The sequence below is a fragment of the Nonomuraea sp. NPDC003754 genome (assembly GCF_053605785.1).
In genome coordinates this window covers 547,593-570,400 of sequence record NZ_JBSGJX010000001.1, presented here as the reverse complement: position 1 = coordinate 570,400, position 22,808 = coordinate 547,593, and the positions used below count along the sequence as shown (strand labels likewise).

Annotated in this window: 29 protein-coding genes; all 29 read left to right on the top strand. The window is 66.4% G+C overall.

Features of this window, described 5'->3' with window-relative positions; all coding sequences use genetic code 11:
* Window positions 1–108: 108 nt before the first annotated feature.
* A complete protein-coding gene (locus ACWEVS_RS02610) occupies window positions 109–3,987 on the top strand; it encodes a DNA-directed RNA polymerase subunit beta' (protein ID WP_449919751.1) in 3,879 nt (1,292 codons plus the stop codon).
* 1,030 nt (window positions 3,988–5,017) lie between these two features.
* Window positions 5,018–5,389 carry a 30S ribosomal protein S12 gene (rpsL, locus tag ACWEVS_RS02605; protein ID WP_354906488.1) on the top strand — a complete coding sequence of 124 codons (372 nt, stop codon included), beginning with the start codon at window positions 5,018–5,020 and terminating at the stop codon, window positions 5,387–5,389.
* A 2-nt stretch (window positions 5,390–5,391) separates the two neighbouring features.
* The gene (rpsG, locus tag ACWEVS_RS02600) at window positions 5,392–5,862 is read left to right on the top strand and encodes a 30S ribosomal protein S7 (protein ID WP_183650905.1); all 471 of its coding nucleotides are present in this window, start codon (window positions 5,392–5,394) and stop codon (window positions 5,860–5,862) included.
* Between the two features lie 87 nt (window positions 5,863–5,949).
* The gene (gene fusA, locus ACWEVS_RS02595) at window positions 5,950–7,998 is read left to right on the top strand and encodes an elongation factor G (RefSeq protein WP_449920559.1); all 2,049 of its coding nucleotides are present in this window, start codon (window positions 5,950–5,952) and stop codon (window positions 7,996–7,998) included.
* Between the two features lie 295 nt (window positions 7,999–8,293).
* Window positions 8,294–9,487, top strand: coding sequence for an elongation factor Tu (tuf, locus tag ACWEVS_RS02590; RefSeq protein ID WP_354906486.1), 1,194 nt, complete (start codon window positions 8,294–8,296; stop codon window positions 9,485–9,487).
* A 259-nt stretch (window positions 9,488–9,746) separates the two neighbouring features.
* The gene (rpsJ, locus tag ACWEVS_RS02585) at window positions 9,747–10,055 is read left to right on the top strand and encodes a 30S ribosomal protein S10 (protein WP_012887830.1); all 309 of its coding nucleotides are present in this window, start codon (window positions 9,747–9,749) and stop codon (window positions 10,053–10,055) included.
* 14 nt (window positions 10,056–10,069) lie between these two features.
* Window positions 10,070–10,723, top strand: a complete 654-nt coding sequence (rplC, locus tag ACWEVS_RS02580) for a 50S ribosomal protein L3 (protein WP_354906485.1) — start codon at window positions 10,070–10,072, stop codon at window positions 10,721–10,723.
* Window positions 10,720–11,367, top strand: a complete 648-nt coding sequence (gene rplD, locus ACWEVS_RS02575) for a 50S ribosomal protein L4 (protein WP_354906484.1) — start codon at window positions 10,720–10,722, stop codon at window positions 11,365–11,367. Before rplC ends, rplD begins: the two co-directional genes overlap by 4 nt.
* Window positions 11,367–11,714 carry a 50S ribosomal protein L23 gene (rplW, locus tag ACWEVS_RS02570; protein ID WP_354906483.1) on the top strand — a complete coding sequence of 116 codons (348 nt, stop codon included), beginning with the start codon at window positions 11,367–11,369 and terminating at the stop codon, window positions 11,712–11,714. Before rplD ends, rplW begins: the two co-directional genes overlap by 1 nt.
* A gap of 108 nt (window positions 11,715–11,822) precedes the next feature.
* Window positions 11,823–12,656, top strand: coding sequence for a 50S ribosomal protein L2 (gene rplB, locus ACWEVS_RS02565; RefSeq protein ID WP_354906482.1), 834 nt, complete (start codon window positions 11,823–11,825; stop codon window positions 12,654–12,656).
* Between the two features lie 11 nt (window positions 12,657–12,667).
* Complete coding sequence (rpsS, locus tag ACWEVS_RS02560; protein WP_049572698.1) at window positions 12,668–12,946, top strand: 30S ribosomal protein S19; 279 nt, start codon at window positions 12,668–12,670, stop codon at window positions 12,944–12,946.
* 30 nt (window positions 12,947–12,976) lie between these two features.
* Complete coding sequence (gene rplV, locus ACWEVS_RS02555; RefSeq protein ID WP_192779597.1) at window positions 12,977–13,330, top strand: 50S ribosomal protein L22; 354 nt, start codon at window positions 12,977–12,979, stop codon at window positions 13,328–13,330.
* Window positions 13,330–14,172, top strand: a complete 843-nt coding sequence (gene rpsC, locus ACWEVS_RS02550; RefSeq protein WP_452549571.1) for a 30S ribosomal protein S3 — start codon at window positions 13,330–13,332, stop codon at window positions 14,170–14,172. The genes rplV and rpsC overlap by 1 nt, the downstream gene beginning before the upstream one ends.
* Before the next feature lie 2 nt (window positions 14,173–14,174).
* Window positions 14,175–14,594: a 50S ribosomal protein L16 gene (gene rplP / locus ACWEVS_RS02545; RefSeq protein WP_080043233.1), complete on the top strand. Its 420-nt coding sequence runs from the start codon at window positions 14,175–14,177 to the stop codon at window positions 14,592–14,594.
* A complete protein-coding gene (gene rpmC, locus ACWEVS_RS02540; RefSeq protein ID WP_192779600.1) occupies window positions 14,594–14,830 on the top strand; it encodes a 50S ribosomal protein L29 in 237 nt (78 codons plus the stop codon). The genes rplP and rpmC overlap by 1 nt, the downstream gene beginning before the upstream one ends.
* Window positions 14,823–15,098, top strand: a complete 276-nt coding sequence (gene rpsQ, locus ACWEVS_RS02535; RefSeq protein WP_354906479.1) for a 30S ribosomal protein S17 — start codon at window positions 14,823–14,825, stop codon at window positions 15,096–15,098. Before rpmC ends, rpsQ begins: the two co-directional genes overlap by 8 nt.
* 233 nt (window positions 15,099–15,331) lie before the next feature.
* Window positions 15,332–15,703, top strand: a complete 372-nt coding sequence (gene rplN, locus ACWEVS_RS02530; protein ID WP_043623452.1) for a 50S ribosomal protein L14 — start codon at window positions 15,332–15,334, stop codon at window positions 15,701–15,703.
* An 8-nt stretch (window positions 15,704–15,711) separates the two neighbouring features.
* Window positions 15,712–16,002 (top strand): 50S ribosomal protein L24, encoded by a 291-nt coding sequence (gene rplX / locus ACWEVS_RS02525; protein ID WP_354906506.1) that lies wholly within the window; start codon window positions 15,712–15,714, stop codon window positions 16,000–16,002.
* A complete protein-coding gene (gene rplE, locus ACWEVS_RS02520) occupies window positions 16,002–16,577 on the top strand; it encodes a 50S ribosomal protein L5 (RefSeq protein ID WP_354906478.1) in 576 nt (191 codons plus the stop codon). Before rplX ends, rplE begins: the two co-directional genes overlap by 1 nt.
* Window positions 16,578–16,579: 2 nt before the next feature.
* Window positions 16,580–16,765, top strand: coding sequence for a type Z 30S ribosomal protein S14 (locus tag ACWEVS_RS02515; protein ID WP_192779603.1), 186 nt, complete (start codon window positions 16,580–16,582; stop codon window positions 16,763–16,765).
* Window positions 16,766–16,994: 229 nt separating this feature from the next.
* Window positions 16,995–17,393 (top strand): 30S ribosomal protein S8, encoded by a 399-nt coding sequence (rpsH, locus tag ACWEVS_RS02510; protein ID WP_157252527.1) that lies wholly within the window; start codon window positions 16,995–16,997, stop codon window positions 17,391–17,393.
* An 18-nt stretch (window positions 17,394–17,411) separates the two neighbouring features.
* Entirely contained in the window at window positions 17,412–17,954 is a 543-nt protein-coding gene (rplF, locus tag ACWEVS_RS02505) for a 50S ribosomal protein L6 (RefSeq protein ID WP_354906477.1), read from the top strand.
* Window positions 17,955–17,956: 2 nt separating this feature from the next.
* Window positions 17,957–18,340, top strand: coding sequence for a 50S ribosomal protein L18 (gene rplR / locus ACWEVS_RS02500; protein WP_354906475.1), 384 nt, complete (start codon window positions 17,957–17,959; stop codon window positions 18,338–18,340).
* 49 nt (window positions 18,341–18,389) lie between these two features.
* On the top strand, window positions 18,390–19,022 hold the full coding sequence (rpsE, locus tag ACWEVS_RS02495; protein WP_354906473.1) for a 30S ribosomal protein S5: 633 nt from the start codon (window positions 18,390–18,392) through the stop codon (window positions 19,020–19,022).
* A gap of 2 nt (window positions 19,023–19,024) precedes the next feature.
* Window positions 19,025–19,207 (top strand): 50S ribosomal protein L30, encoded by a 183-nt coding sequence (gene rpmD, locus ACWEVS_RS02490; RefSeq protein ID WP_020542293.1) that lies wholly within the window; start codon window positions 19,025–19,027, stop codon window positions 19,205–19,207.
* A gap of 2 nt (window positions 19,208–19,209) precedes the next feature.
* Complete coding sequence (gene rplO, locus ACWEVS_RS02485) at window positions 19,210–19,665, top strand: 50S ribosomal protein L15 (protein ID WP_354906472.1); 456 nt, start codon at window positions 19,210–19,212, stop codon at window positions 19,663–19,665.
* 171 nt (window positions 19,666–19,836) lie between these two features.
* A complete protein-coding gene (secY, locus tag ACWEVS_RS02480) occupies window positions 19,837–21,147 on the top strand; it encodes a preprotein translocase subunit SecY (RefSeq protein ID WP_449919766.1) in 1,311 nt (436 codons plus the stop codon).
* Entirely contained in the window at window positions 21,147–21,797 is a 651-nt protein-coding gene (locus ACWEVS_RS02475; protein ID WP_449919770.1) for an adenylate kinase, read from the top strand. Before secY ends, ACWEVS_RS02475 begins: the two co-directional genes overlap by 1 nt.
* A 181-nt stretch (window positions 21,798–21,978) precedes the next feature.
* Entirely contained in the window at window positions 21,979–22,788 is an 810-nt protein-coding gene (gene map / locus ACWEVS_RS02470; RefSeq protein WP_449919772.1) for a type I methionyl aminopeptidase, read from the top strand.
* The last annotated feature ends 20 nt before the right edge of the window (window positions 22,789–22,808 follow it).

Below are 22,808 nucleotides of genomic sequence, written 5' to 3'. Positions count from 1 at the left end.
GATGCGCGACACCGACGAGGACGTCTTCAGGGCGGCCGAGGAGCTCGGTATCGATCTGTCCCGGCGCGAGCCGAGCAGCGTGGAAGAAGTCTGAGGGGGAGATAGCACATGCTGGACGTCAACTTCTTCGACGAGCTCCGCATCGGCCTTGCCACGGCCGACGACATCCGCCAGTGGTCGCACGGCGAGGTGAAGAAGCCCGAGACCATCAACTACCGGACTCTCAAGCCGGAAAAGGACGGGCTCTTCTGCGAGAAGATCTTCGGCCCGACCCGCGACTGGGAGTGCTACTGCGGTAAGTACAAGCGCGTCCGCTTCAAGGGCATCATCTGCGAGCGCTGCGGCGTCGAGGTCACTCGCGCCAAGGTGCGTCGTGAGCGGATGGGCCACATCGAGCTGGCCGCGCCGGTCACCCACATCTGGTACTTCAAGGGCGTTCCCTCGCGCCTTGGCTACCTGCTCGACCTGGCCCCGAAGGACCTGGAGAAGGTCATCTACTTCGCGGCCTACATGATCACGCACGTCGAGACCGAGCTGCGTGACCGTGACCTGCCGTCGCTGGAGGCGAAGATCTCCGTCGAGCGGCAGCACATCGAGCAGCGCCGTGACGCCGACATCGAGGCCAGGCAGAAGAAGCTCGAGAGCGACCTGGCCGAGCTCGAGGCCGCCGGCGCCAAGGGCGACCAGCGCCGCAAGGTCCGCGAGGGCGCCGAGCGCGAGATGCGCCAGCTCCGCGACCGGGCCCAGCGCGAGCTCGACCGCCTCGACGAGGTGTGGAGCCGTTTCAAGAACCTCAAGGTCCAGGACCTCGAGGGCGACGAGATGCTCTACCGCGAGATGCGCGACCGCTTCGGCCGCTACTTCAAGGGCGGCATGGGCGCGCAGGCGATCCAGGAGCGGCTGATCAGCTTCGACCTGGACGCCGAGGCCGAGAACCTGCGCGAGACGATCCGCAGCGGCAAGGGCCAGAAGAAGGCCCGTGCCCTCAAGCGGCTCAAGGTCGTGTCGGCGTTCCTCAACACCACCAACTCGCCGCGCGGCATGGTGCTCGACTGCATCCCGGTCATCCCGCCGGACCTGCGCCCGATGGTGCAGCTCGACGGTGGCCGGTTCGCCACCTCCGACCTCAACGACCTCTACCGTCGTGTGATCAACCGGAACAACCGCCTCAAGCGACTTCTCGACCTCGGCGCGCCCGAGATCATCGTGAACAACGAGAAGCGGATGCTCCAGGAGGCCGTCGACGCGCTGTTCGACAACGGCCGCCGCGGTCGCCCGGTCACGGGCCCCGGCAACCGTCCGCTGAAGTCCCTCAGCGACATGCTGAAGGGTAAGCAGGGCCGGTTCCGCCAGAACCTGCTGGGCAAGCGAGTCGACTACTCCGGCCGTTCGGTCATCGTCGTCGGCCCGCAGCTGAAGCTGCACCAGTGCGGCCTGCCCAAGCAGATGGCGCTGGAGCTGTTCAAGCCGTTCGTGATGAAGCGTCTGGTCGACCTCAACCACGCGCAGAACATCAAGTCGGCCAAGCGGATGGTCGAGCGCGCCCGTCCCGTGGTGTGGGACGTGCTCGAAGAGGTCATCACCGAGCACCCCGTGCTGCTCAACCGCGCGCCCACGCTCCACCGTCTGGGCATCCAGGCGTTCGAGCCGCAGCTGGTCGAGGGCAAGGCCATCCAGATCCACCCGCTCGTCTGCACCGCGTTCAACGCGGACTTCGACGGTGACCAGATGGCCGTGCACCTGCCGCTGTCGGCTGAGGCCCAGGCCGAGGCTCGCATCCTGATGCTCTCGACCAACAACATCCTCAAGCCGGCCGACGGCAAGCCCGTGACGATGCCCACCCAGGACATGGTCATCGGCCTGTACTGGCTGACCACGCAGAAGGACGACGCGGTCGGCGAGGGCCGGGTGTTCGGCTCGGTGGCCGAGGCGCAGATGGCCTTCGACCGCCGCGAGCTGGAGATCCAGGCCAAGATCCAGATCCGGCTCGCCGGTGACGTCCAGCCGCCGCGCGGCTGGTCGGCTCCCGAGGGCTGGGAGGCAGGCGACCCGATCCGCCTGGAGACGACGTTCGGCCGGTGCCTGTTCAACCAGACGCTCCCGAACAACTACCCGTTCGTCAACTTCCAGGTGGGCAAGAAGCAGCTGTCCGCGATCGTCAACGAGCTGGCCGAGACCTACCCCAAGGTCGAGGTGGCCGCCTCGCTCGACGCGCTCAAGGACGCGGGCTTCCGCTGGGCGACCCGCTCCGGCGTCACGATCTCGATCGACGACGTCGTCGCGCCGCCGCGCAAGGCCGAGATCATGGAGAACTACGAGCGCCGGGCCGACAAGGTCCAGCGCGAGTACGAGCGCGGTCTGATCACCGACGAGGAGCGCCGCCAGGAGCTCATCGAGATCTGGACCCACGCCACGGCGGACGTCGAGACCGACATGGTCAACGCGTTCCCCGCGACGAACCCGGTCTGGATGATGGTCAACTCCGGCGCCCGCGGTAACAAGATGCAGGTGCGTCAGATCGCCGGTATCCGTGGTCTGGTGTCCAACACCAAGGGTGAGACGATCCCCCGGCCGATCAAGGCCTCCTTCCGCGAGGGCCTGTCGGTTCTGGAGTACTTCATCTCCACCCACGGTCAGCGGAAGGGTCTGGCCGACACCGCCCTGCGTACCGCCGACTCGGGTTACCTGACCCGTCGTCTGGTCGACGTGGCCCAGGACGTCATCGTCCGCGAGATCGACTGCGGCACCGACCGCGCGGTCCCGCTGCACGTCGGCGAGCGCGACTCGGCCGGCAACCTGGTCAAGGCGGAGAACGCCGAGTCCAACGTGCACGGCCGCATCCTCGCCGAGGACGTCGAGGTCGACGGCAAGATCATCGCCGCGACGGGTGTCGACATCAACGACACCCACGTCACGGCGCTGGTCGAGGCCGGCATCGAGACGGTCCGCACCCGCAGCGCGCTGGTGTGCGAGGCGAAGATCGGGGTCTGCGCGACCTGCTACGGCCGCTCGCTGGCCACCGGCAAGCTCGTCGACGTCGGCGAGGCGGTCGGCATCATCGCCGCCCAGTCGATCGGTGAGCCCGGCACCCAGCTGACGATGCGTACCTTCCACACCGGTGGTGTGGCGGGTGCCGACATCACCCACGGTCTGCCCCGTGTCCAGGAGCTGTTCGAGGCGCGCATCCCCAAGGGTGTCGCCCCGATCTCCGAGGCCGAGGGCCGGGTCCGCATCGACGAGACCGACAAGACCCGCAAGGTGGTGATCGTCCCCGACGACGGCTCGGAGGAGGTCGCCTACCCGGTGTCGATGCGCTCGCGTCTGCTCGTCCAGGACGGCCAGCACGTGTCGGTGGGCACCCAGCTCATCGCCGGTGCGGTCAACCCGAACGAGGTCCTGCGCATCCTCGGCCCGCGTGCGGTGCAGCTGCACCTGGTGGCCGAGGTCCAGCAGGTCTACCGCTCGCAGGGTGTGTCGATCCACGACAAGCACATCGAGATCATCGTTCGGCAGATGCTCAAGCGCGTCAACGTGCTCGAGTCCGGTGACACCGACCTGCTGCCCGGCGAGCTCGTCGAGCGTCCGCGCTTCGAGCAGCTCAACCGCGAGACCGTCGCCGAGGGTGGCGGCCCCGCCGCCGGCCGTCCGGTCCTCATGGGCATCACGAAGGCGTCGCTGGCCACCGAGTCGTGGCTGTCGGCGGCCTCCTTCCAGGAGACCACCAGGGTCCTGACGGACGCGGCGATCCACGCCAAGTCCGACTCGCTCCTGGGCCTGAAGGAGAACGTCATCATCGGTAAGCTCATCCCGGCCGGTACGGGTATGCCCCAGTACCGCAACATCCGGGTGGAGCCGACCGAGGAGGCCAAGGCCGCGATGTACACGGTCGGCGGCTACGACGGTTCGGCCGCGGACTACACCTTCGGCACCGGCAGCGGCGAGGCCGTTCCGCTGGAGGAGTACGACTTCGGTCAGTACAACCGCTAGGCGATCAGCTAGCTGGAACGCCCCGTGTCCTGTCCAGGACGCGGGGCGTTCCCGTTTTTTCGCCAGATGTTCCGCTGTCCGTCACCGACGACCGGCTCTTCCCGCACGGCGCGTCCCCTGTCATGACGACCCCGCACCGCCGGATGGGTGTCCCGCAGGGCGGGGTCCTCTTCCCAGGGCACGCCCGGCCGTCGCATCTGCCGCCACCCGCCGTCCCGCACGGCGGGATCCTCTCCCGGGTCGAGGGGACGGCAGCCGCGCCCCACGCCACGACCAGCCCATCATCGCCGGGGGAACGCCCCGCACGGGGCGGCCGCGCCCACGTCACGACCAGCCCGCCATCGCCAGGCCTTGCCACGGGGCGGGTGTCCGCGCGTGGTGGGGACCTCTTCCCGGGAGGGCCATGGCCGGCCGCGGCGGTTCCGTGTGGCGGGGGTTCTCTTTCGGCGGCCGGTGCGGGCGGGCCGGGTTCCCGCTGGTCCCGGCGGTGCAGGCCGACCTCCGGTACGGCAAGCCGCCCCACGCGCCACCCTCCGCACGGGGCCGGGCTCTGCTGAGGGATACGCGTCACCGAGCGCGCGTGGCCGGGGTGCGTCACGGAAGGCCGGACAGGCGAGACGACGTCGAGGGGGGCGCGCTTGCCGTACAGAAGGGGAAAACGTGTGGTGGAGAAGGGCCGGACAACTCGAGTGTTGCGGGTAAGCTAGACGAGGGTCTGATAAGGCCACGGCACGAATGTACGGTCACACTGGCAGTGACCGGTCGCAGTCGTTTTGACGTGCTGCGCTGGGGTGGGTAGTCTTGCCCTTCGTGCCCGTGGGTTCACGGGCCCTCATGCATGCGCTCCGACAGGCTGCGCGGCATGGTCCCTCTCCGGCGTTCGATGACGCGGGGGCTCGTGGCTCGACAGAGCGCGACACGCCCGACCGCGTGGGTCGGCGGGAGGGGAAAACCAGCAGGTCATGACACCGGCAGTACCTGCGAAACGCTCAACGTACGTATTACCGGCCAAGGCACGAACGGAGTGGCAGTGCCCACTATTCAGCAGTTGGTCCGCAAGGGCCGGCAGGACAAGGTCACCAAGACCAAGACTCCTGCCCTCAAGGGGAGCCCGCAGCGTCGCGGCACGTGCCAGCGCGTCTACACCACGACTCCCAAGAAGCCCAACTCGGCACTGCGCAAGGTGGCCCGTGTTCGGCTCACCAACGGCATCGAGGTCACGGCCTACATCCCCGGTGTGGGTCACAACCTGCAGGAGCACTCGATCGTGCTCGTGCGTGGCGGTCGTGTGAAGGACCTGCCGGGTGTTCGCTACAAGATCATCCGTGGTTCTCTCGACACCCAGGGCGTTCGTAACCGCAAGCAGGCCCGCAGCCGCTACGGCACCAAGAAGGAGAAGTAACCATGCCTCGCAAGGGTTCTCCTGGCCGTCGTCAGCTCATGTCTGACCCGGTGTACAGCTCGCCGCTGGTCACCGCCCTGATCAACAAGGTACTTCTGGACGGCAAGCGCTCCATCGCGCAGTCGATCGTCTACGGAGCCCTCGAGGGCTGCAAGGACAAGACCGGCAACGACCCGGTCGTCACGCTGAAGCGCGCCCTCGACAACGTCAAGCCCACTCTCGAGGTCCGCAGCCGCCGTGTCGGTGGCGCGACCTACCAGGTGCCGGTCGAGGTGCGCGCCGCGCGCAGCACCACCCTGGCCCTGCGTTGGCTGGTGCAGTACTCCCGCGCCCGCCGCGAGAAGACCATGACCGAGCGCCTCATGAACGAGCTCCTGGACGCCAGCAACGGCCTCGGGGCGAGTGTCAAGAAGCGCGAGGACACCCACAAGATGGCCGAGTCCAACAAGGCCTTCGCCCACTACCGCTGGTAACAGCGGGTTCGACGAGACGACGAGGACGCGAGAGAAGTGGCCACCACGACCGCTCTTGACCTGGCCAAGATCCGCAACATCGGGATCATGGCCCACATCGACGCGGGCAAGACCACCACGACCGAGCGCATCCTGTTCTACACCGGCATCAACTACAAGATCGGTGAAGTCCACGAGGGCGCTGCCACGATGGACTGGATGGAGCAGGAGCAGGAGCGCGGCATCACGATCACGTCTGCCGCGACGACCTGCGAGTGGCTCGACCACACCATCAACATCATCGACACTCCGGGTCACGTCGACTTCACCATCGAGGTGGAGCGCTCGCTCCGCGTCCTCGACGGTGCCGTCGCCGTGTTCGACGGTGTCGCCGGTGTCGAGCCGCAGTCGGAGACGGTGTGGCGCCAGGCTGACCGCTATGGCGTGCCGCGCATCTGCTTCGTGAACAAGATGGACCGCGTCGGCGCGGAGTTCCACCGCTGCGTCGACATGATGATCAGCCGTCTGGGTGCGACCCCGGCTGTCATCCAGCTTCCCTGGGGTGTTGAGGCCGGCTTCAAGGGCGTCATCGACCTGGTGAAGATGAAGGGTCTGCTCTGGAGCGAAGAGGCTGCCAAGGGCGAGATGTACGACACCGTCGACATCCCGGCCGAGTACGCCGACACTGCTCGTGAGTGGCGCGAGAAGCTGGTCGAGACCGTCGCCGAGAACGACGACGAGCTGATGGAGCTCTTCCTCGAGGGCAACGAGCCCACCGAGGAGCAGCTGGTCGCGGCCATCCGCCGCGCCACGCTGTCCAGCGCCATCAACCCGGTCCTGACCGGCACCGCGTTCAAGAACAAGGGTGTTCAGCCCCTGCTCGACGCGATCGTGGCCTACCTCCCCGCCCCGACCGACATCCCGGCCTTCAAGGGCCACGCGGTCAACAACGAGGACGAGGTCGTCGAGCGTCACGCGGACACCACGGAGCCCTTCTCCGCGCTGGCCTTCAAGATCATGAGCGACCAGCACCTGGGTCGTCTGACCTACATCCGCATCTACTCGGGCACGCTCGAGACCGGCACCGGTGTCATCAACTCGGTGAAGGGCAAGAAGGAGCGGATCGGCAAGATCTACCAGATGCACGCGAACAAGCGCGAGGAGCGCCCGTCCGCGCACGCTGGTCAGATCGTCGCCGTGATGGGTCTGAAGGACACCACCACGGGTGACACGCTCTCCGACCCGGCCAACCAGGTCGTGCTCGAGTCGATGACGTTCCCGGCCCCGGTCATCAACGTCGCGATCGAGCCCAAGACCAAGGGTGACCAGGAGAAGCTCGGCACCGCCATCCAGCGTCTGGCCGAGGAGGACCCGTCCTTCCAGGTCCGCCGTGACGAGGAGACCGGTCAGACGGTCATCTGGGGCATGGGCGAGCTTCACCTCGAGATCCTCGTCGACCGTATGCGTCGAGAGTTCAAGGTCGAGGCCAACGTCGGCCGTCCGCAGGTCGCCTACCGCGAGACCATCCGCCGCAAGGTGGAGAAGGTCGATTACACCCACAAGAAGCAGACCGGTGGTTCCGGTCAGTTCGCGCGGGTCATCATCGACCTGGAGCCGCTGGGCGACGGCAACGACGGCTACGAGTTCCAGAACAAGGTCTCGGGTGGTCGTGTCCCGAGGGAGTACATCCCCTCGGTCGACGCGGGCGCCCAGGAGGCGGCCGAGTTCGGCGTGCTGGCCGGCTACCCGATGGTGGGCGTGAAGGTGACGCTGACCGACGGTGCGGCGCACGACGTCGACTCCTCCGAAATGGCCTTCAAGATCGCCGGCTCGATGGCCTTCAAGGAGGCCGCTCGCAAGGCCGACGCTGTGCTCCTTGAGCCGATGATGGCCGTCGAGGTCACCACGCCCGAGGACTACATGGGTGACGTCATCGGTGACCTCAACGGTCGCCGCGGGCAGATCCAGTCGATGGACGAGCGCGCCGGCGCCCGTGTCATCGCCGCGCTCGTTCCGCTGTCCGAGATGTTCGGCTACGTGGGTGACCTGCGCAGCCGCACTCAGGGCCGGGCGAGCTACAGCATGCAGTTCGACTCCTACGCGGAGGTGCCTCCGGGCATCGCCAAGGAGATCGTCGCGAAGGCCCGGGGCGAATAAGCTCCCGAGTCCCGATGGCAGAGGTGGGGAGGAGATCGTCGCCCCGCTGCCAAAGGGGCCCGGGGCGAACAGCCCTGGAGGCCCGATGGCAGAGTGGGCGGCGGTCGTCGCCCACCTTGCCGACGGGCCGGGGCGATGAGCCCGGAGACTCGCCGGTGGTCCGCCGCCGGAGAGGTCCGGGACACCCCGGTGTCCCTGGTGGGGTGGCGACGAGCCGCCCCACCGCCCAGGGGCCGGGCTAAACCCCGGGCCCGAGTGTGAAGTAAGTCAGTCAGATTCTCTAAGGAGAGAACCAGTGGCTAAGGCCAAGTTCGAGCGGACTAAGCCGCACGTGAACATCGGCACCATTGGGCACATCGACCACGGCAAGACCACTCTGACCGCGGCGATCACCAAGGTGCTCCACGAGCGTTACCCCGAGCTTAACGAGGCGACCCCGTTCGACAAGATCGACAAGGCGCCCGAGGAGAAGGCTCGTGGTATCACGATCTCCATCGCGCACGTCGAGTACCAGACCGAGAAGCGCCACTACGCTCACGTGGACTGCCCCGGTCACGCCGACTACGTGAAGAACATGATCACCGGTGCCGCTCAGATGGACGGCGCGATCCTCGTGGTCGCCGCCACCGACGGCCCGATGCCGCAGACGAAGGAGCACGTCCTCCTGGCCCGCCAGGTCGGCGTCCCCTACATCGTCGTGGCCCTCAACAAGGCCGACATGGTCGACGACGAGGAGATCCTGGAGCTCGTCGAGCTCGAGGTCCGTGAGCTGCTGTCCGCTCAGGAGTTCCCCGGCGACGACCTGCCCGTCGTTCGCGTCTCCGCTCTGAAGGCCCTCGAGGGCGACCAGAAGTGGGGCGACAGCATCATCGAGCTGATGACCGCTGTCGACGAGAACGTCCCCGAGCCGCAGCGTGACACCGACAAGCCGTTCCTGATGCCGATCGAGGACGTCTTCTCGATCACCGGTCGTGGCACCGTCGTCACCGGCCGTATCGAGCGCGGTGTCGTCAAGGTCAACGAGACGGTCGACATCATCGGCATCCGTCCGGAGAAGACCACCACCACGGTCACCGGCGTCGAGATGTTCCGCAAGCTGCTCGACGAGGGCCAGGCCGGTGACAACGTCGGTCTGCTCCTGCGCGGCATCAAGCGTGAGGACGTCGAGCGCGGCCAGTGCATCATCAAGCCGGGCACGACCACCCCGCACACCGAGTTCGAGGCCCAGGTCTACATCCTGAGCAAGGACGAGGGCGGCCGCCACACGCCGTTCTTCAACAACTACCGCCCGCAGTTCTACTTCCGTACGACGGACGTGACCGGCGTGGTGAACCTCCCCGAGGGCACCGAGATGGTCATGCCGGGCGACAACACCGAGATGCGCGTTGAGCTGATCCAGCCCATCGCCATGGAGGACGGTCTGAAGTTCGCGATCCGTGAGGGTGGCCGCACCGTCGGCGCCGGTCGCGTGACGAAGATCCTCAAGTAGCACGATCGCTGGGGCGGCGGTCGGCCCTCGGAAGGGGCCGGCCGCCGAACCACGAACCGAGCACCAGCGGCTCCACGCACAGCCGTGATCTCGCAGTCACTTCGGGAACGTGACCGAAGTAACTGCCGGATCACGGAAGAAACCAGCAGATCGATTGCGTCTGCTACGTGGGGTCAGCGGGCGGTCTCCGCTCGCACTCATAGCGGCCACAGGCCGCACGATACTTTTTCAGACGACAGCGAAGGACACCGAGGCCACTATGGCGGGACAGAAGATCCGCATCCGGCTTAAGGCCTATGACCACGAGGTCATCGACAGCTCGGCCAAGAAGATCGTCGAGACGGTGACGCGGACTGGCGCGAAGGTCGCGGGCCCGGTGCCGCTGCCGACCGAGAAGAACGTGTACTGCGTCATCCGCTCGCCGCACAAGTACAAGGACAGCCGCGAGCACTTCGAGATGCGCACGCACAAGCGGCTGATTGACATCATCGACCCGACGCCGAAGACGGTCGACTCGCTCATGCGACTCGACCTCCCCGCCGGCGTCGACATTTCGATCAAGCTCTGAGGGAACGCACTGACATGGCTAAGACGATCAAGGGCGTCCTGGGCAAGAAGCTCGGCATGACCCAGGTCTTCGACGCGGACAACCGGATGGTTCCGGTGACCGTGGTCGAGGCCGGTCCGTGCGTGGTGACCAGGGTCCGCACCGCTGACAAGGACGGCTACTCCGCCATCCAGCTCGGCTTCGGGCAGGTCGACCCCCGGAAGGTCAACAAGCCGCTCGGCGACTACCTGCGTAAGCACGACATCACCCCGCGCCGTTACTTCGCGGAGATCCGCACCGACGACGCGAGCGACTACACCCTCGGCCAGGAGCTGCTGGCTGACACCTTCGAGGCCGGCCAGTTCGTCGACGTGACGGGCAAGAGCAAGGGCAAGGGCTTCGCCGGTGTCATGAAGCGGCACGGCTTCGGTGGTCTGGGTGCCTCGCACGGTACGCAGCGCAAGCACCGCTCGCCGGGTTCCATCGGTGGCTGCGCCACCCCGGGCCGCGTTTTCAAGGGTCTCCGCATGGCCGGTCGGATGGGTAACGTCCGCACCACCGTGCAGAGCCTCAAGGTTCACGCCGTGGACGCCGAGAAGGGCCTCATCCTGATCAAGGGTGCGATCCCCGGCGCCAACGGCAGCCTGGTCCTCGTCCGCACCGCTGCAAAGAAGGGGGCTGCCAAGTGACCAGCATTGACGTCCTCGACGCCAGCGGCGCGAAGACCGGCTCCGTCGACCTGCCCGAAGACATCTTCGGCGCCAAGGTCAACATCCCGCTGATCCACCAGGTGGTCGTGGCCCAGCTCGCCGCTCGCCGGCAGGGCACCCACAAGGCCAAGACCCGTGGCGAGGTCAGCGGTGGCGGCAAGAAGCCGTACCGCCAGAAGGGCACCGGTCGCGCCCGTCAGGGTTCGACCCGCGCTCCGCAGTTCGCCGGTGGTGGCACCGTCCACGGTCCGCTCCCGCGTGACTACTCGCAGAAGACGCCCAAGAAGATGAAGGCCGCCGCCCTGCGTGGCGCCCTGTCCGACCGGGCCTCCGGCGGTCGCGTGCACGTGGTCAGCGGCCTGGTCAGCGGCGAGACGCCGAAGACCAAGGCGGCTCTCGAGTCGCTGCGCAAGGTCACCGACGCCAAGACCGTTCTGGTCGTGGTCGGCGAGACCGACGAGCTGACCTGGCTGAGCCTGCGCAACGCGCCGGAGGTCCACCTGCTGGACGCCGGTCAGCTGAACACCTACGACGTGCTCGTCCACGACGACGTGGTCTTCACCCAGGAGGCCTACGACCAGGTTGTCGCGCGGCTGAGCCAGGGCGGGAAGGAAGACGCCTGATGGAGAACCCGCAGAACGTCCAGACGGCCGAGCGTAAGGGCCGCCTGGAGAGGGTTGCCGACCCGCGCGACGTCATCATCAAGCCGGTTGTCTCCGAGAAGAGCTACGGCCTGATCGACGAGAACAACAAGTACACGTTCCTGGTGAAGAAGACCGCGAACAAGACCCAGGTCAAGATCGCCGTCGAGCAGATCTTCGGGGTCAAGGTCACCAGCGTGAACACCATCAACCGGCAGGGCAAGCGCAAGCGCACCCGTACCGGCTTCGGCAAGCGTCCCGACACCAAGCGCGCGATCGTGAGCTTGGCCGAGGGCGACCGGATCGACATCTTCGGTCAGATCGGCTAGCCGATAACCAGCAAGTAAGCGCAGGCCGTACGGCCCGCGGGGGATGAGACCGCCGTGCGAAAGCGCGGCGGGCTCACCCATGTAACCGACGAAGGATGAACGAAAAAGATGGGCATCCGTAAGTACAAGCCGACGACTCCGGGTCGCCGCGGCTCGAGTGTCTCGGACTTCTCCGAGATCACCCGCAGCGAGCCGGAGAAGTCGCTGCTTGCTCCCCTTCACGGCAAGGGTGGCCGTAACGTCCACGGCCGGGTCACCGCCCGCCACCAGGGTGGTGGACACAAGCGCGCCTACCGGATCATCGACTTCCGCAGGCACGACAAGGATGGCATCCCGGCGAAGGTCGCTCACATCGAGTACGACCCCAACCGCACCGCCAACATCGCGCTGCTGCACTACGCCGACGGCGAGAAGCGCTACATCATCGCGCCGACCGGCCTCAAGCAGGGTGACAGGATCGAGAACGGCCCCGCGGCCGACATCAAGCCGGGCAACTGCCTGCCGCTGCGCAACATCCCGACCGGTACCTTCATCCACGCGGTGGAGCTCCGTCCGGGCGGCGGCGCCAAGCTCGGTCGTTCCGCCGGCGCGCAGATCCAGCTCCTCGCCAAGGAGGGCCAGTACGCCACGCTGCGTATGCCGTCCGGTGAGATGCGCATGGTCGACGTCCGTTGCCGCGCGACGGTTGGTCAGGTCGGCAACGCCGAGCAGGCCAACATCAACTGGGGCAAGGCCGGTCGTATGCGGTGGAAGGGCAAGCGCCCGACCGTTCGTGGTGTGGCCATGAACCCCGTCGACCACCCGCACGGTGGTGGTGAGGGCAAGACCTCCGGTGGTCGCCACCCGGTCAACCCCAAGGGCAAGCCCGAGGGCCGTACCCGTCAGGCGAACAAGGCCAGTGACAGGCTGATCATCCGCCGTCGGTCCAAGAAGAAGCGGTAGGAGCAGCCGAAATGCCACGTAGCCTTAAGAAGGGCCCCTTCGTGGACGAGCACCTTCAGAAGAAGGTGGACGTCCAGAACGAGAAGGGCACCAAGAACGTCATCAAGACGTGGTCGCGTCGATCCATGATCGTGCCCGACATGCTCGGCCACACGATCGCCGTTCACGACGGCCGCAAGCACGTCCCGGTGTTCGTCACCGAGTCGATGATCGGTCACAAGCTCGGTGAGTTCGCCCCCACGCGGACCTTCCGCAGCCACGTCAAGGAAGACCGCCGCAGCCGGCGGTAAGCGCCTTTCGAAGCATCAGAGGAGTAAGCGATGGAAGCCAGGGCTCAGGCGCGGTTCGTCCGTGTCACGCCCCAGAAGGCCCGCCGCGTGGTGGACCTTATTCGCGGGCTGCCCGCTTCGGAGGCGCAGGCCGTACTGCAGTTCGCCAGCCAGGCGGCTAGCGAGCCGATCTACAAGGTGCTCTCGAGCGCGATGGCGAACGCTGAGCACAACTTCAAGCTCGACCCGCAGACGCTCGTCGTGAGCCGCGCGTGGGTCGACGAGGGCCCGACGCTGAAGCGGTTTCGTCCGCGTGCCCAGGGTCGCGCCTATCGGATCAACAAGCGGACCAGCCACATCACCGTGATCGTGGAGTCCCGCGAGCCGAAGGGAAGGACCCGATAGTGGGCCAGAAGGTTAACCCGCACGGGTTCCGCCTCGGCATCACGACCGACTTCAAGAGCCGGTGGTACGCCGACAAGCTGTACAAGTCGTACGTCGCTGAGGACGTGGCGATCCGTCGCATGCTGCAGAAGGGCATGGAGCGGGCCGGCATCTCCAAGGTCGAGATCGAGCGTACGACCGACCGCGTCCAGGTCGACATCCACACCGCCCGTCCCGGCATCGTCATCGGTCGCCGTGGCGCCGAGGCCGACCGCATCCGCGGTGACCTGGAGAAGCTGACCAAGAAGCAGGTCCAGCTCAACATCCTCGAGGTCAAGAACCCCGAGATCGACGCCCAGCTCGTCGCGCAGGGCGTGGCCGAGCAGCTCTCCAGCCGTGTCTCCTTCCGCCGCGCCATGCGCAAGGCGATGCAGTCGGCCATGAAGAGCGGCGCCAAGGGCATCAGGGTCGCCTGCTCCGGTCGTCTGGGCGGCGCCGAGATGTCGAGGTCGGAGTTCTACCGCGAGGGTCGTGTGCCGCTGCACACGCTGCGCGCGGACATCGACTTCGGCTTCTACGAGGCCCGCACCACCTTCGGCCGCATCGGCGTGAAGGTGTGGATCTACAAGGGTGAGGCTCCGACCAGCCGCGCCGAGCGTGAGGCGGCTGCCGCCGGTGCTCGCGCCGGCCAGCGTCGCGACCGTGACGACCGTCGCGGTGGCGGCGAGCGTCCGCGTCGTGGCGGCGCCGGCGGCGCTCGCCGTGGCGGTGGCCGCGGAGACCGTGCCCCCAGGACTGAGGCGGCCTCCCAGGCTGCCCCCGAGACCGGCCCGGCTGCGCAGCCGGGTGCTGAAGGGAGCTGACCATGCTGATCCCGCGCAGGGTCAAGCACCGCAAGCAGCACCGGCCTGACCGCAGCGGAGCCGCCAAGGGCGGCACCAGGGTCGTGTTCGGCGAGTTCGGCATCCAGGCGGTTGAGCACTCCTACGTGACCAACCGTCAGATCGAGTCGGCTCGTATCGCCATGACCCGTCACATCCGCCGTGGCGGCAAGGTGTGGATCAACATCTACCCCGACCGTCCGCTCACCAAGAAGCCCGCCGAGACCCGCATGGGTTCCGGTAAGGGTTCGCCGGAGTGGTGGATCGCGAACGTCAAGCCTGGGCGCGTGATGTTCGAGCTGTCCGGCGTCGCCGAGCCCATCGCTCGCGAGGCGCTGCAGCGCGCGATCCACAAGCTTCCGATGAAGTGCAAGATTGTTAAGCGTGAAGTGGGTGAGGCGTGATGGCTAAGGGCCTGACCGCCGGAGAGCTGCGGCTCGAGGACCAGGACACCCTGGTCCAGAAGCTGAAGGAGGCGAAGGAGGAGCTGTTCAACCTCCGCTTCCAGGCGGCGACCGGTCAGCTGGAGAGCCACGGGCGGCTGCGCGCCGTCCGCCGCGAGATCGCCCGTATCTACACCGTGATGCGCGAGCGGGAGCTCGGCATTGTCACGGTCGAGAAGGAGACGAGCGATGTCTGAGGCAACCGAGAAGACCGCGCGGAACTACCGCAAGACCCGTGAGGGCCTGGTCGTCAGCGACAAGATGGACAAGACCGTCGTCGTCGCCGTCGAGGACCGCGTGAAGCACCCGCTGTACGGCAAGGTCATCCGCCGTACGACCAAGTACAAGGCGCACGACGAGGCCAACGCCTGCGGCGTCGGCGACCGCGTCCTCCTCATGGAGACCCGGCCGCTGTCCGCCACCAAGCGCTGGCGGGTCGTCGAGGTGCTTGAGAAGGCCAAGTAAGGTCTTCCACATAGATGCGCGCCTCGTGGGGGGTGGAGACACCCCCCATGACGGCGTCCAAGGACGCGGGGGCTCCGCGCGGTGGCCGTGCCTGAGGGTACGGCGCCCGTCCGGGACAAGCCCTCGCGTCGCCTGCGGTGCGGCCCCTTCGGGGTTGTGGCCGGAGGACCAAGACCATACAGAGTTCCGCCAGGCTCAGCGATGAGAACCGGCGGAGACCAACAGGAGTTGACGTGATCCAGCAGGAGTCGCGACTCAAGGTCGCCGACAACACGGGTGCCAAGGAGATCCTCTGCATCCGTGTTCTCGGTGGCTCGGGTCGACGCTACGCGGGAATCGGCGACGTCATCGTCGCCACGGTGAAGGACGCTCTTCCCGGCAGCACTGGTGTGAAGAAGGGCGACGTCGTCAAGGCCGTCGTCGTCCGTACGGTGAAGGAGCGTCGCCGTCCTGACGGCTCCTACATCCGTTTCGACGAGAACGCCGCCGTCATCATCAAGGACAGCGGTGACCCTCGCGGCACTCGTATCTTCGGCCCGGTGGGCCGCGAGCTGCGCGACAAGAAGTTCATGCGCATCATCTCGCTCGCCCCGGAGGTGCTGTGATGGCGAAGCTGCACGTGAAGAAGGGTGACCTGGTTCAGGTCATCGCCGGCAAGGACAAGGGTGCCAAGGGTCGGGTCATCTCGGCGAACCCGCGCGAGGACCGCGTGGTCGTCGAGGGCGTCAACATGATCAAGAAGCACTCGAAGGAGAACCTCAACGGTCCTCGCGGCGCCAAGCAGGGCGGCGTGGAGACCATGGAGGCTCCCATCCACGTGAGCAACGTCAAGAAGCTCAAGGATGACAGCAAGCCTGCCAAGAAGGCCGAGGCGAAGGCCGACGAGTCGGGTGAGGACAACTGATGACTGCCACGACTACTGAGACCGAGCGTCCCACGCCGCGCCTCAAGACGAAGTACCGCGAGGAGATCCTCGCGAAGCTTCGTGAGGAGTTCGGCATCGAGAACGTCATGCTCGTGCCCGGCCTGACCAAGATCAAGGTCAACATGGGTGTCGGCGAGGCGGCTCGTGACTCGAAGCTCATCGAGGGTGCTGTTCGCGACCTGACCGTCATCACCGGTCAGAAGCCGGCCGTCGTCCGCGCCCGCAAGTCCATCGCGCAGTTCAAGCTGCGTGAGGGCATGCCGATCGGCGCGCACGTCACGCTGCGCGGCGACCGCATGTGGGAGTTCCTCGACCGGCTGCTCTCGCTGGCGCTGCCCCGCATCAGGGACTTCCGCGGCCTTTCGCCCAAGCAGTTCGACGGCAACGGCAACTACACCTTCGGTCTGACCGAGCAGGTCATGTTCCACGAGGTCGACCCGGACAAGGTCGACCGGCCGCGTGGCATGGACATCACGATCGTGACCACAGCGAAGAACGACGACCAGGGCCGGGCGCTGCTGAAGCTCCTCGGGTTCCCCTTCAAGGAGGCCTGATCATGGCGAAGAAGTCGCTGATCGCCAAGGCGGGGCGGAAGCAGAAGTTCGAGGTTCGCGCCTACACGCGTTGCTCGCGTTGCGGCCGTCCGCGCGCCGTCTACAAGAAGTTCGGCCTGTGCCGCGTGTGCTTCCGCGAGATGGCGCACCGGGGCGAGCTGCCGGGCATCACCAAGTCCAGCTGGTGACATCTTTCCGCTAGGGTGCTCCCTCTCCTGGAGGGAGCACCGGGTGGAGGATGGCATCCTTCTGTAGGGCGTTTCGCACGCCCTGTCAGGGGCTTCGGGGTTCGTCCCCGCCGAGCCGTACGAGAAATATCAACCGGGCGCTGTTCCAAGCGCCCATGACCGCGCCGAAGGTCCACCGGTAGAGCTCTGCTTCACCGACTGGAAACCGCGGCGAGGAAGGCCGTTGGCCATGACGATGACCGACCCGATCGCAGACATGTTGACACGTCTGCGCAACGCGAACTCGGCATATCACGACTCCGTGACGATGCCGTATTCGAAGATCAAGGCGCACATCGCCGAGATCCTCCAGCAGGAGGGTTACATCCAGTCTTGGACCGTCGAGGACGCCAAGGTCGGAAAGAACCTCGTGGTGGAGCTCAAGTTCGGGCCGAGCCGTGAGCGTTCGCTCGCGGGGCTGCGCCGGGTTTCCAAGCCCGGGCTGCGTGTTTACGCGAAGAAGGACAACCTGCCTCGAGTCCTGGGCGGACTGGGTGTCGCGATCATCTCGACGTCCGGTGGCCTCATGACCGACAAGCAGGCCGGCAAGCGTGGTGTGGGCGGGGAAGTCCTCGCCTACGTTTGGTAACGAGGGGAGGACTACAGCATGTCGCGAATCGGACGGCTGCCCATCCCTGTACCGAGCGGCGTCGACATCACGATCGACGGCCAGGATGTCCAGGTCAAGGGCCCGAAGGGCACGCTTTCGCACACGGTCGCTGAGCCCATCACGGTGGCTCGCGACGAGGACGGCGCCATCGCCGTCTCCCGGCCCAACGACGAGAACAAGGTCCGCGCTCTGCACGGCCTGTCTCGGACGCTGATCGCCAACATGGTGGCCGGTGTCACCCAGGGTTACTCCAAGACCCTGGAGATCGTCGGTGTCGGTTACCGCGTCGCGGCCAAGGGCCCGACGCAGCTCGAGTTCGCTCTGGGCTTCAGCCACCCGGTGATCGTGGACGCCCCCGAGGGCATCTCCTTCCGCGTCGAGAAGCCGACCCTGTTCCACGTGGACGGCATCGACAAGCAGAAGGTCGGCGAGGTCGCCGCCAACATCCGCAAGCTGCGCAAGCCCGACCCCTACAAGGGCAAGGGTGTGCGTTACCAGGGCGAAGTGATCCGCCGCAAGGTCGGAAAGGCTGGTAAGTAGGCATGGCTCCCAAGACTGCGTACAGCAAGCACACGGCTGCTCGCACCGTCTCGCGGGCCCGCCGTCACGGCCGCGTCCGCAAGAAGGTCGTCGGTACGGCCGAGCGTCCCCGCCTGGTCGTCAACCGCTCGACCCGTCACATGTTCGTGCAGATCGTGGACGACAACCTCGGCCACACGCTGGTCAGCGCCTCCACCATGGACGCCAGCCTGCGCACGCTCGAGGCTGACAAGACCGAGAAGGCCAAGAAGGTCGGCGAGCTCCTCGCTCAGCGGGCCAAGGAAGCCGGGATCACCAAGGTCGTCTTCGACCGCGGTGGCAACCGCTACGCGGGTCGCATCGCGGCTCTCGCGGACAGCGCTCGCGAAGGCGGGCTCGAGTTCTGATGAGGGCGCGAGGATCTGAACTAATGGCTACTGAGAAGAGGAACCACTGATGGCTGCAGCTCCGCGTCGCGGTGGCGGCACCGGTGGCGAGCGGCGGGACCGTCGTGACGATCGCCGCGGCGGCGCCGCCGACAAGGGCGTCTCGTACATCGAGCGCGTCGTAAAGATCAACCGAGTGGCCAAGGTCGTGAAGGGTGGTCGTCGCTTCAGCTTCACCGCCCTGGTTGTCGTCGGTGACGGCAACGGCCTGGTCGGCGTCGGTTACGGCAAGGCCAAGGAAGTCCCCGCGGCCATCGCCAAGGGTGTCGAGGAGGCGAAGAAGCACTTCTTCCGCGTTCCCCGCATCCAGGGCACCATCCCGCACACCGTGCAGGGTGAGGAGGCGGCCGGTGTCGTCTTCCTGCGTCCGGCTTCCGCCGGTACCGGTGTCATCGCCGGTGGCCCGGTGCGCGCCGTTCTCGAGTGCGCCGGCATCCACGACGTCCTGTCCAAGTCGCTCGGCTCGGACAACCCGATCAACATCGTGCACGCCACCGTGGCTGCGCTGAAGGGCCTGTCCACGCCCGAGGCGATCGCCGCCCGTCGTGGCCTGGCGATCGAGGACGTCGCTCCCACGGCGATGCTGAAGGCTCGGGCCGAGGGCCTGGCCGAGGCTGCCGCGGCGGCGAAGGCGGTGAGCTAGTCATGGCACGCCTGAAGATCACTCAGGTTCGCTCGAAGATCGGTGGCAAGCAGAACCAGCGTGACTCGCTGCGTTCGCTTGGCCTGAAGCGAATCGGCGATGTCGTCGTCAAGGAGGACCGCCCCGAGATCCGTGGGATGGTCGCCGTGGTGACGCACCTCGTCGAGGTGGAAGAGGTCGACTAGTCATGACTGACAAGGCTCCGCTGAAGATCCACGACCTGCGTCCCGCCAAGGGCGCCAACAAGGCCAAGATCCGTAAGGGTCGCGGCGAGGCGTCCAAGGGTAAGACGGCCGGTCGTGGTACCAAGGGCACGACGGCGCGGACCACGGTTCCCCTCGGTTTCGAGGGTGGCCAGATCCCGCTGCAGCGTCGTCTGCCGAAGTTCAAGGGCTTCTCCAACGCCCTGTTCAAGACGACCTACCAGGTCGTCAACCTGGACAAGATCGGTGAGCTGTTCCCCGAGGGTGGCGAGGTCACCGTCGACTCGCTGGTCGCCAAGGGCGCTGTCCGCAAGAACCAGCCGGTCAAGGTCCTCGGCACCGGTGAGATCTCCGTCGCGGTGAACGTGCAGGCGCACGCCTTCTCGGGTTCCGCCAAGGAGAAGATCGCCGCTGCCGGTGGGTCCGTTACCGAGCTGTAAGTGCCATTACGAGGCACGGGGGTCCTGACAATGGGCTCCCGTGCCTGTAGTGCGTTAGAGTTCGCGAGACGGCAGGGTTCTGTCCTGCTCGACGCCTGACCTTGAGACTCAGATGGCTGATCCCCGCACCATCGCAGACCCATACCGCCATCACGGCGTGCTGGAGGGACCGTGCTGACCGCGTTTACCCGGGCGTTCCGGACGCCGGACCTGCGCAAGAAGTTGCTCTTCACTCTGGGCATCATCGCGCTGTTCCGCCTCGGCTCGGTTCTTCCGACACCGGGTGTTCACACCGAGAACATTCGCACCTGTCTCGCGCAGGCTCAAGCCGGCGAGTCCGGCAACATCTACGGCATGGTGCAGCTGTTCAGCGGCGGCGCCTTGCTGAAGCTGTCGGTGTTCGCGCTCGGCATCATGCCGTACATCACCGCGAGCATCATCCTGCAGCTGCTGGTCGTGGTCATCCCGCGCCTGGAAGCCCTCAAGAAGGAGGGCCAGGCCGGTCAGACGAAGATCACACAGTACACCCGTTATCTCACCATCGGCCTCGGCGTCCTGCAGTCGACCGCCTTCATCGCGCTGGCGCGCTCCGGGCAGCTGTTCGACTGCAACCTGCCGATCCTGCTGGAGCCCGACAACGTCTTCCACATCGTGACGATGGTCATCGTCATGACGGCCGGCACCTCGGTCATCATGTGGCTCGGTGAGCTCATCACCGACCGCGGCGTCGGCAACGGCATGTCGATCCTCATCTTCACGCAGGTCGTCGCGGTCTTCCCGGCCGAGCTCCTGAACATCTTCCGCGCCAACCCGTTCACCTTCGCCGTGGTGATGGTGGTCGGCATCTTCATGATCGCCGCGGTCGTCTTCGTGGAGCAGGCCCAGCGCCGGATCCCCGTGCAGTACGCCAAGCGCATGGTCGGCCGCCGGATGTACGGCGGCACCTCGACCTACATCCCGCTGAAGGTGAACCAGGCCGGCATCATCCCGGTCATCTTCGCCTCCTCGCTGCTGTACCTGCCGAACCTGTTGGTGAACCTCTTCGCGCGCACCAGCGAGAACCCGAACCCCGTGGTCGAGTGGATCCAGCGCAACATGGTCACCGGCGACACACCGATCTACATGGTCACCTTCTTCGTGCTGATCGTTTTCTTCACGTACTTCTACGTGTCGATTACGTTCAACCCCGCTGAAGTCGCCGACAACATGAAGAAGTACGGTGGGTTCATCCCGGGCATCCGTCCGGGTCGGCCTACGGCCGAGTACCTGAACTTCGTTCTGACTCGTCTCACCGCACCCGGTGCGCTCTACCTCGGCCTCATCGCGATGGTGCCGATCATCGCACTGGCGATCTCGGGAGCCAGCCAGAACTTCCCGTTCGGAGGGACGAGCATCCTGATCATGGTTGGTGTCGGCCTTGACACGGTGAAGCAGATCGAGAGCCAGCTGCAGCAGCGCAACTACGAAGGTTTCCTGCGGTAGTGCGTCTCGTTCTGGTCGGGCCCCCCGGAGCGGGTAAGGGGACACAGGCCCAGTTCATCGCATCGAACCTGTCCATCCCGAAGATCTCGACAGGTGACATCTTCCGTGCCAACGTCTCGGGCGGCACGGAGCTCGGCAAGCTCGCCAAGACCTACATGGACCGCGGCGACCTCGTGCCCGACGAGGTCACCATCGCCATGGTCCGCGACCGCCTGTCGGAGGAGGACGCCCAGGACGGCTTCCTGCTCGACGGCTTCCCTCGCAACGTCCCTCAGGCGGAGATCCTCCGCGACATGCTGAAGGACTGGGGGCAGAAGCTCGACCTGGTCCTGGAGCTCGTGGTCGACGACGAGGAGGTCGTCCGCCGTCTGGCGGGCCGGCGCACCTGCAGCCAGTGCGGTCGCATCTGGCACGTCGAGTTCGACGACAAGAGGGACGACATCTGCGACGTCTGCGGCGGCACGCTGTTCCAGCGTGACGACGACAAGGAGGAGACCGTCCGGCACCGCCTGGAGGTCTACCAGCAGCAGACCTCCCCGCTGATCCGCTTCTACGCCGAAGAGGACATCCTGGTCGGCGTCGACGCGACGGGACCTGTCGAAGAGGTCACCCAGCGGGCGATGAAGGCGATCCGGCCCTACGCCGGTTAGGACGACCGCCCCGATAACGCCGACCCTGCCGATCAGGGTCGGCGTTATTCATGTGAGGCGACCTGCGTGAGCTGCCCGAACGAGAGGGACGCGGTTCTCGCGAGTATTGCGTGATCAGCCCCGCTGTGGGGGAATTGGGCTTCAGTGTTCGCCCGTTGAACCACCCTGGGGGGTGTCGAACTTGTTCAGAAAGAACAGACATGGAATCCAGATCAAGTCGCCGGAGCAGCTGGAGAAGATGCGGGCGGCCGGTCTGGTGGTCGGGCGGACGCTGGATCTGCTGAGGCGGTCGGTCGAGCCGGGCATGACGCCGCTCGACCTGGACGCGATCGCCGAGAAGGCGATCAGGGGCGAGGGCGCGATCCCGTCGTTCAAGGGTTACCAGGGCTTTCCCGCGACGATCTGCGCGTCCGTCAACCACGAGGTGGTGCACGGCATCCCGTCCAACGAGCGCAAGCTGCGCGAGGGCGACATCATCTCCATCGACTGTGGCGCCATCCTCGACGGGTGGCACGGCGACTCGGCGGTGACCGTACCGGTGGGGGAGGTCTCGCCGGCGCTCACGGAGCTGATGCGGGTGACGGAGGAGGCCATGTGGCGCGGCATCGCCGCGCTCGGCGTCGGCCGCCACCTGTCGGACATCGGGTACGAGGTGGAGAAGTACGTCAGGTCGCAGGGCAGGTACGGCATCCCGCAGGAGTACGGCGGCCACGGCATCGGCACCGAGATGCACATGGACCCCTGGGTGGCCAACCACGGACGCCCGGGCCGCGGCCCGGCCCTCGAGGCCGGGATGTGCCTGGCGATCGAGCCCATGGTGAACCTGGGTACGGCCCGCACCCGCGTGCTGGACGACGACTGGACCGTCGTCACGATCGACGGTAAGGCGTCCGCACACTTCGAACACAGCGTCGCTGTGACACATAATGGACCTTGGGTGCTTACCGCTCTCGATGGGGGCAAGGAGCGCCTTTCACAACTGCTGAGCTGAGGCGGGAAGTGGTGGGGATG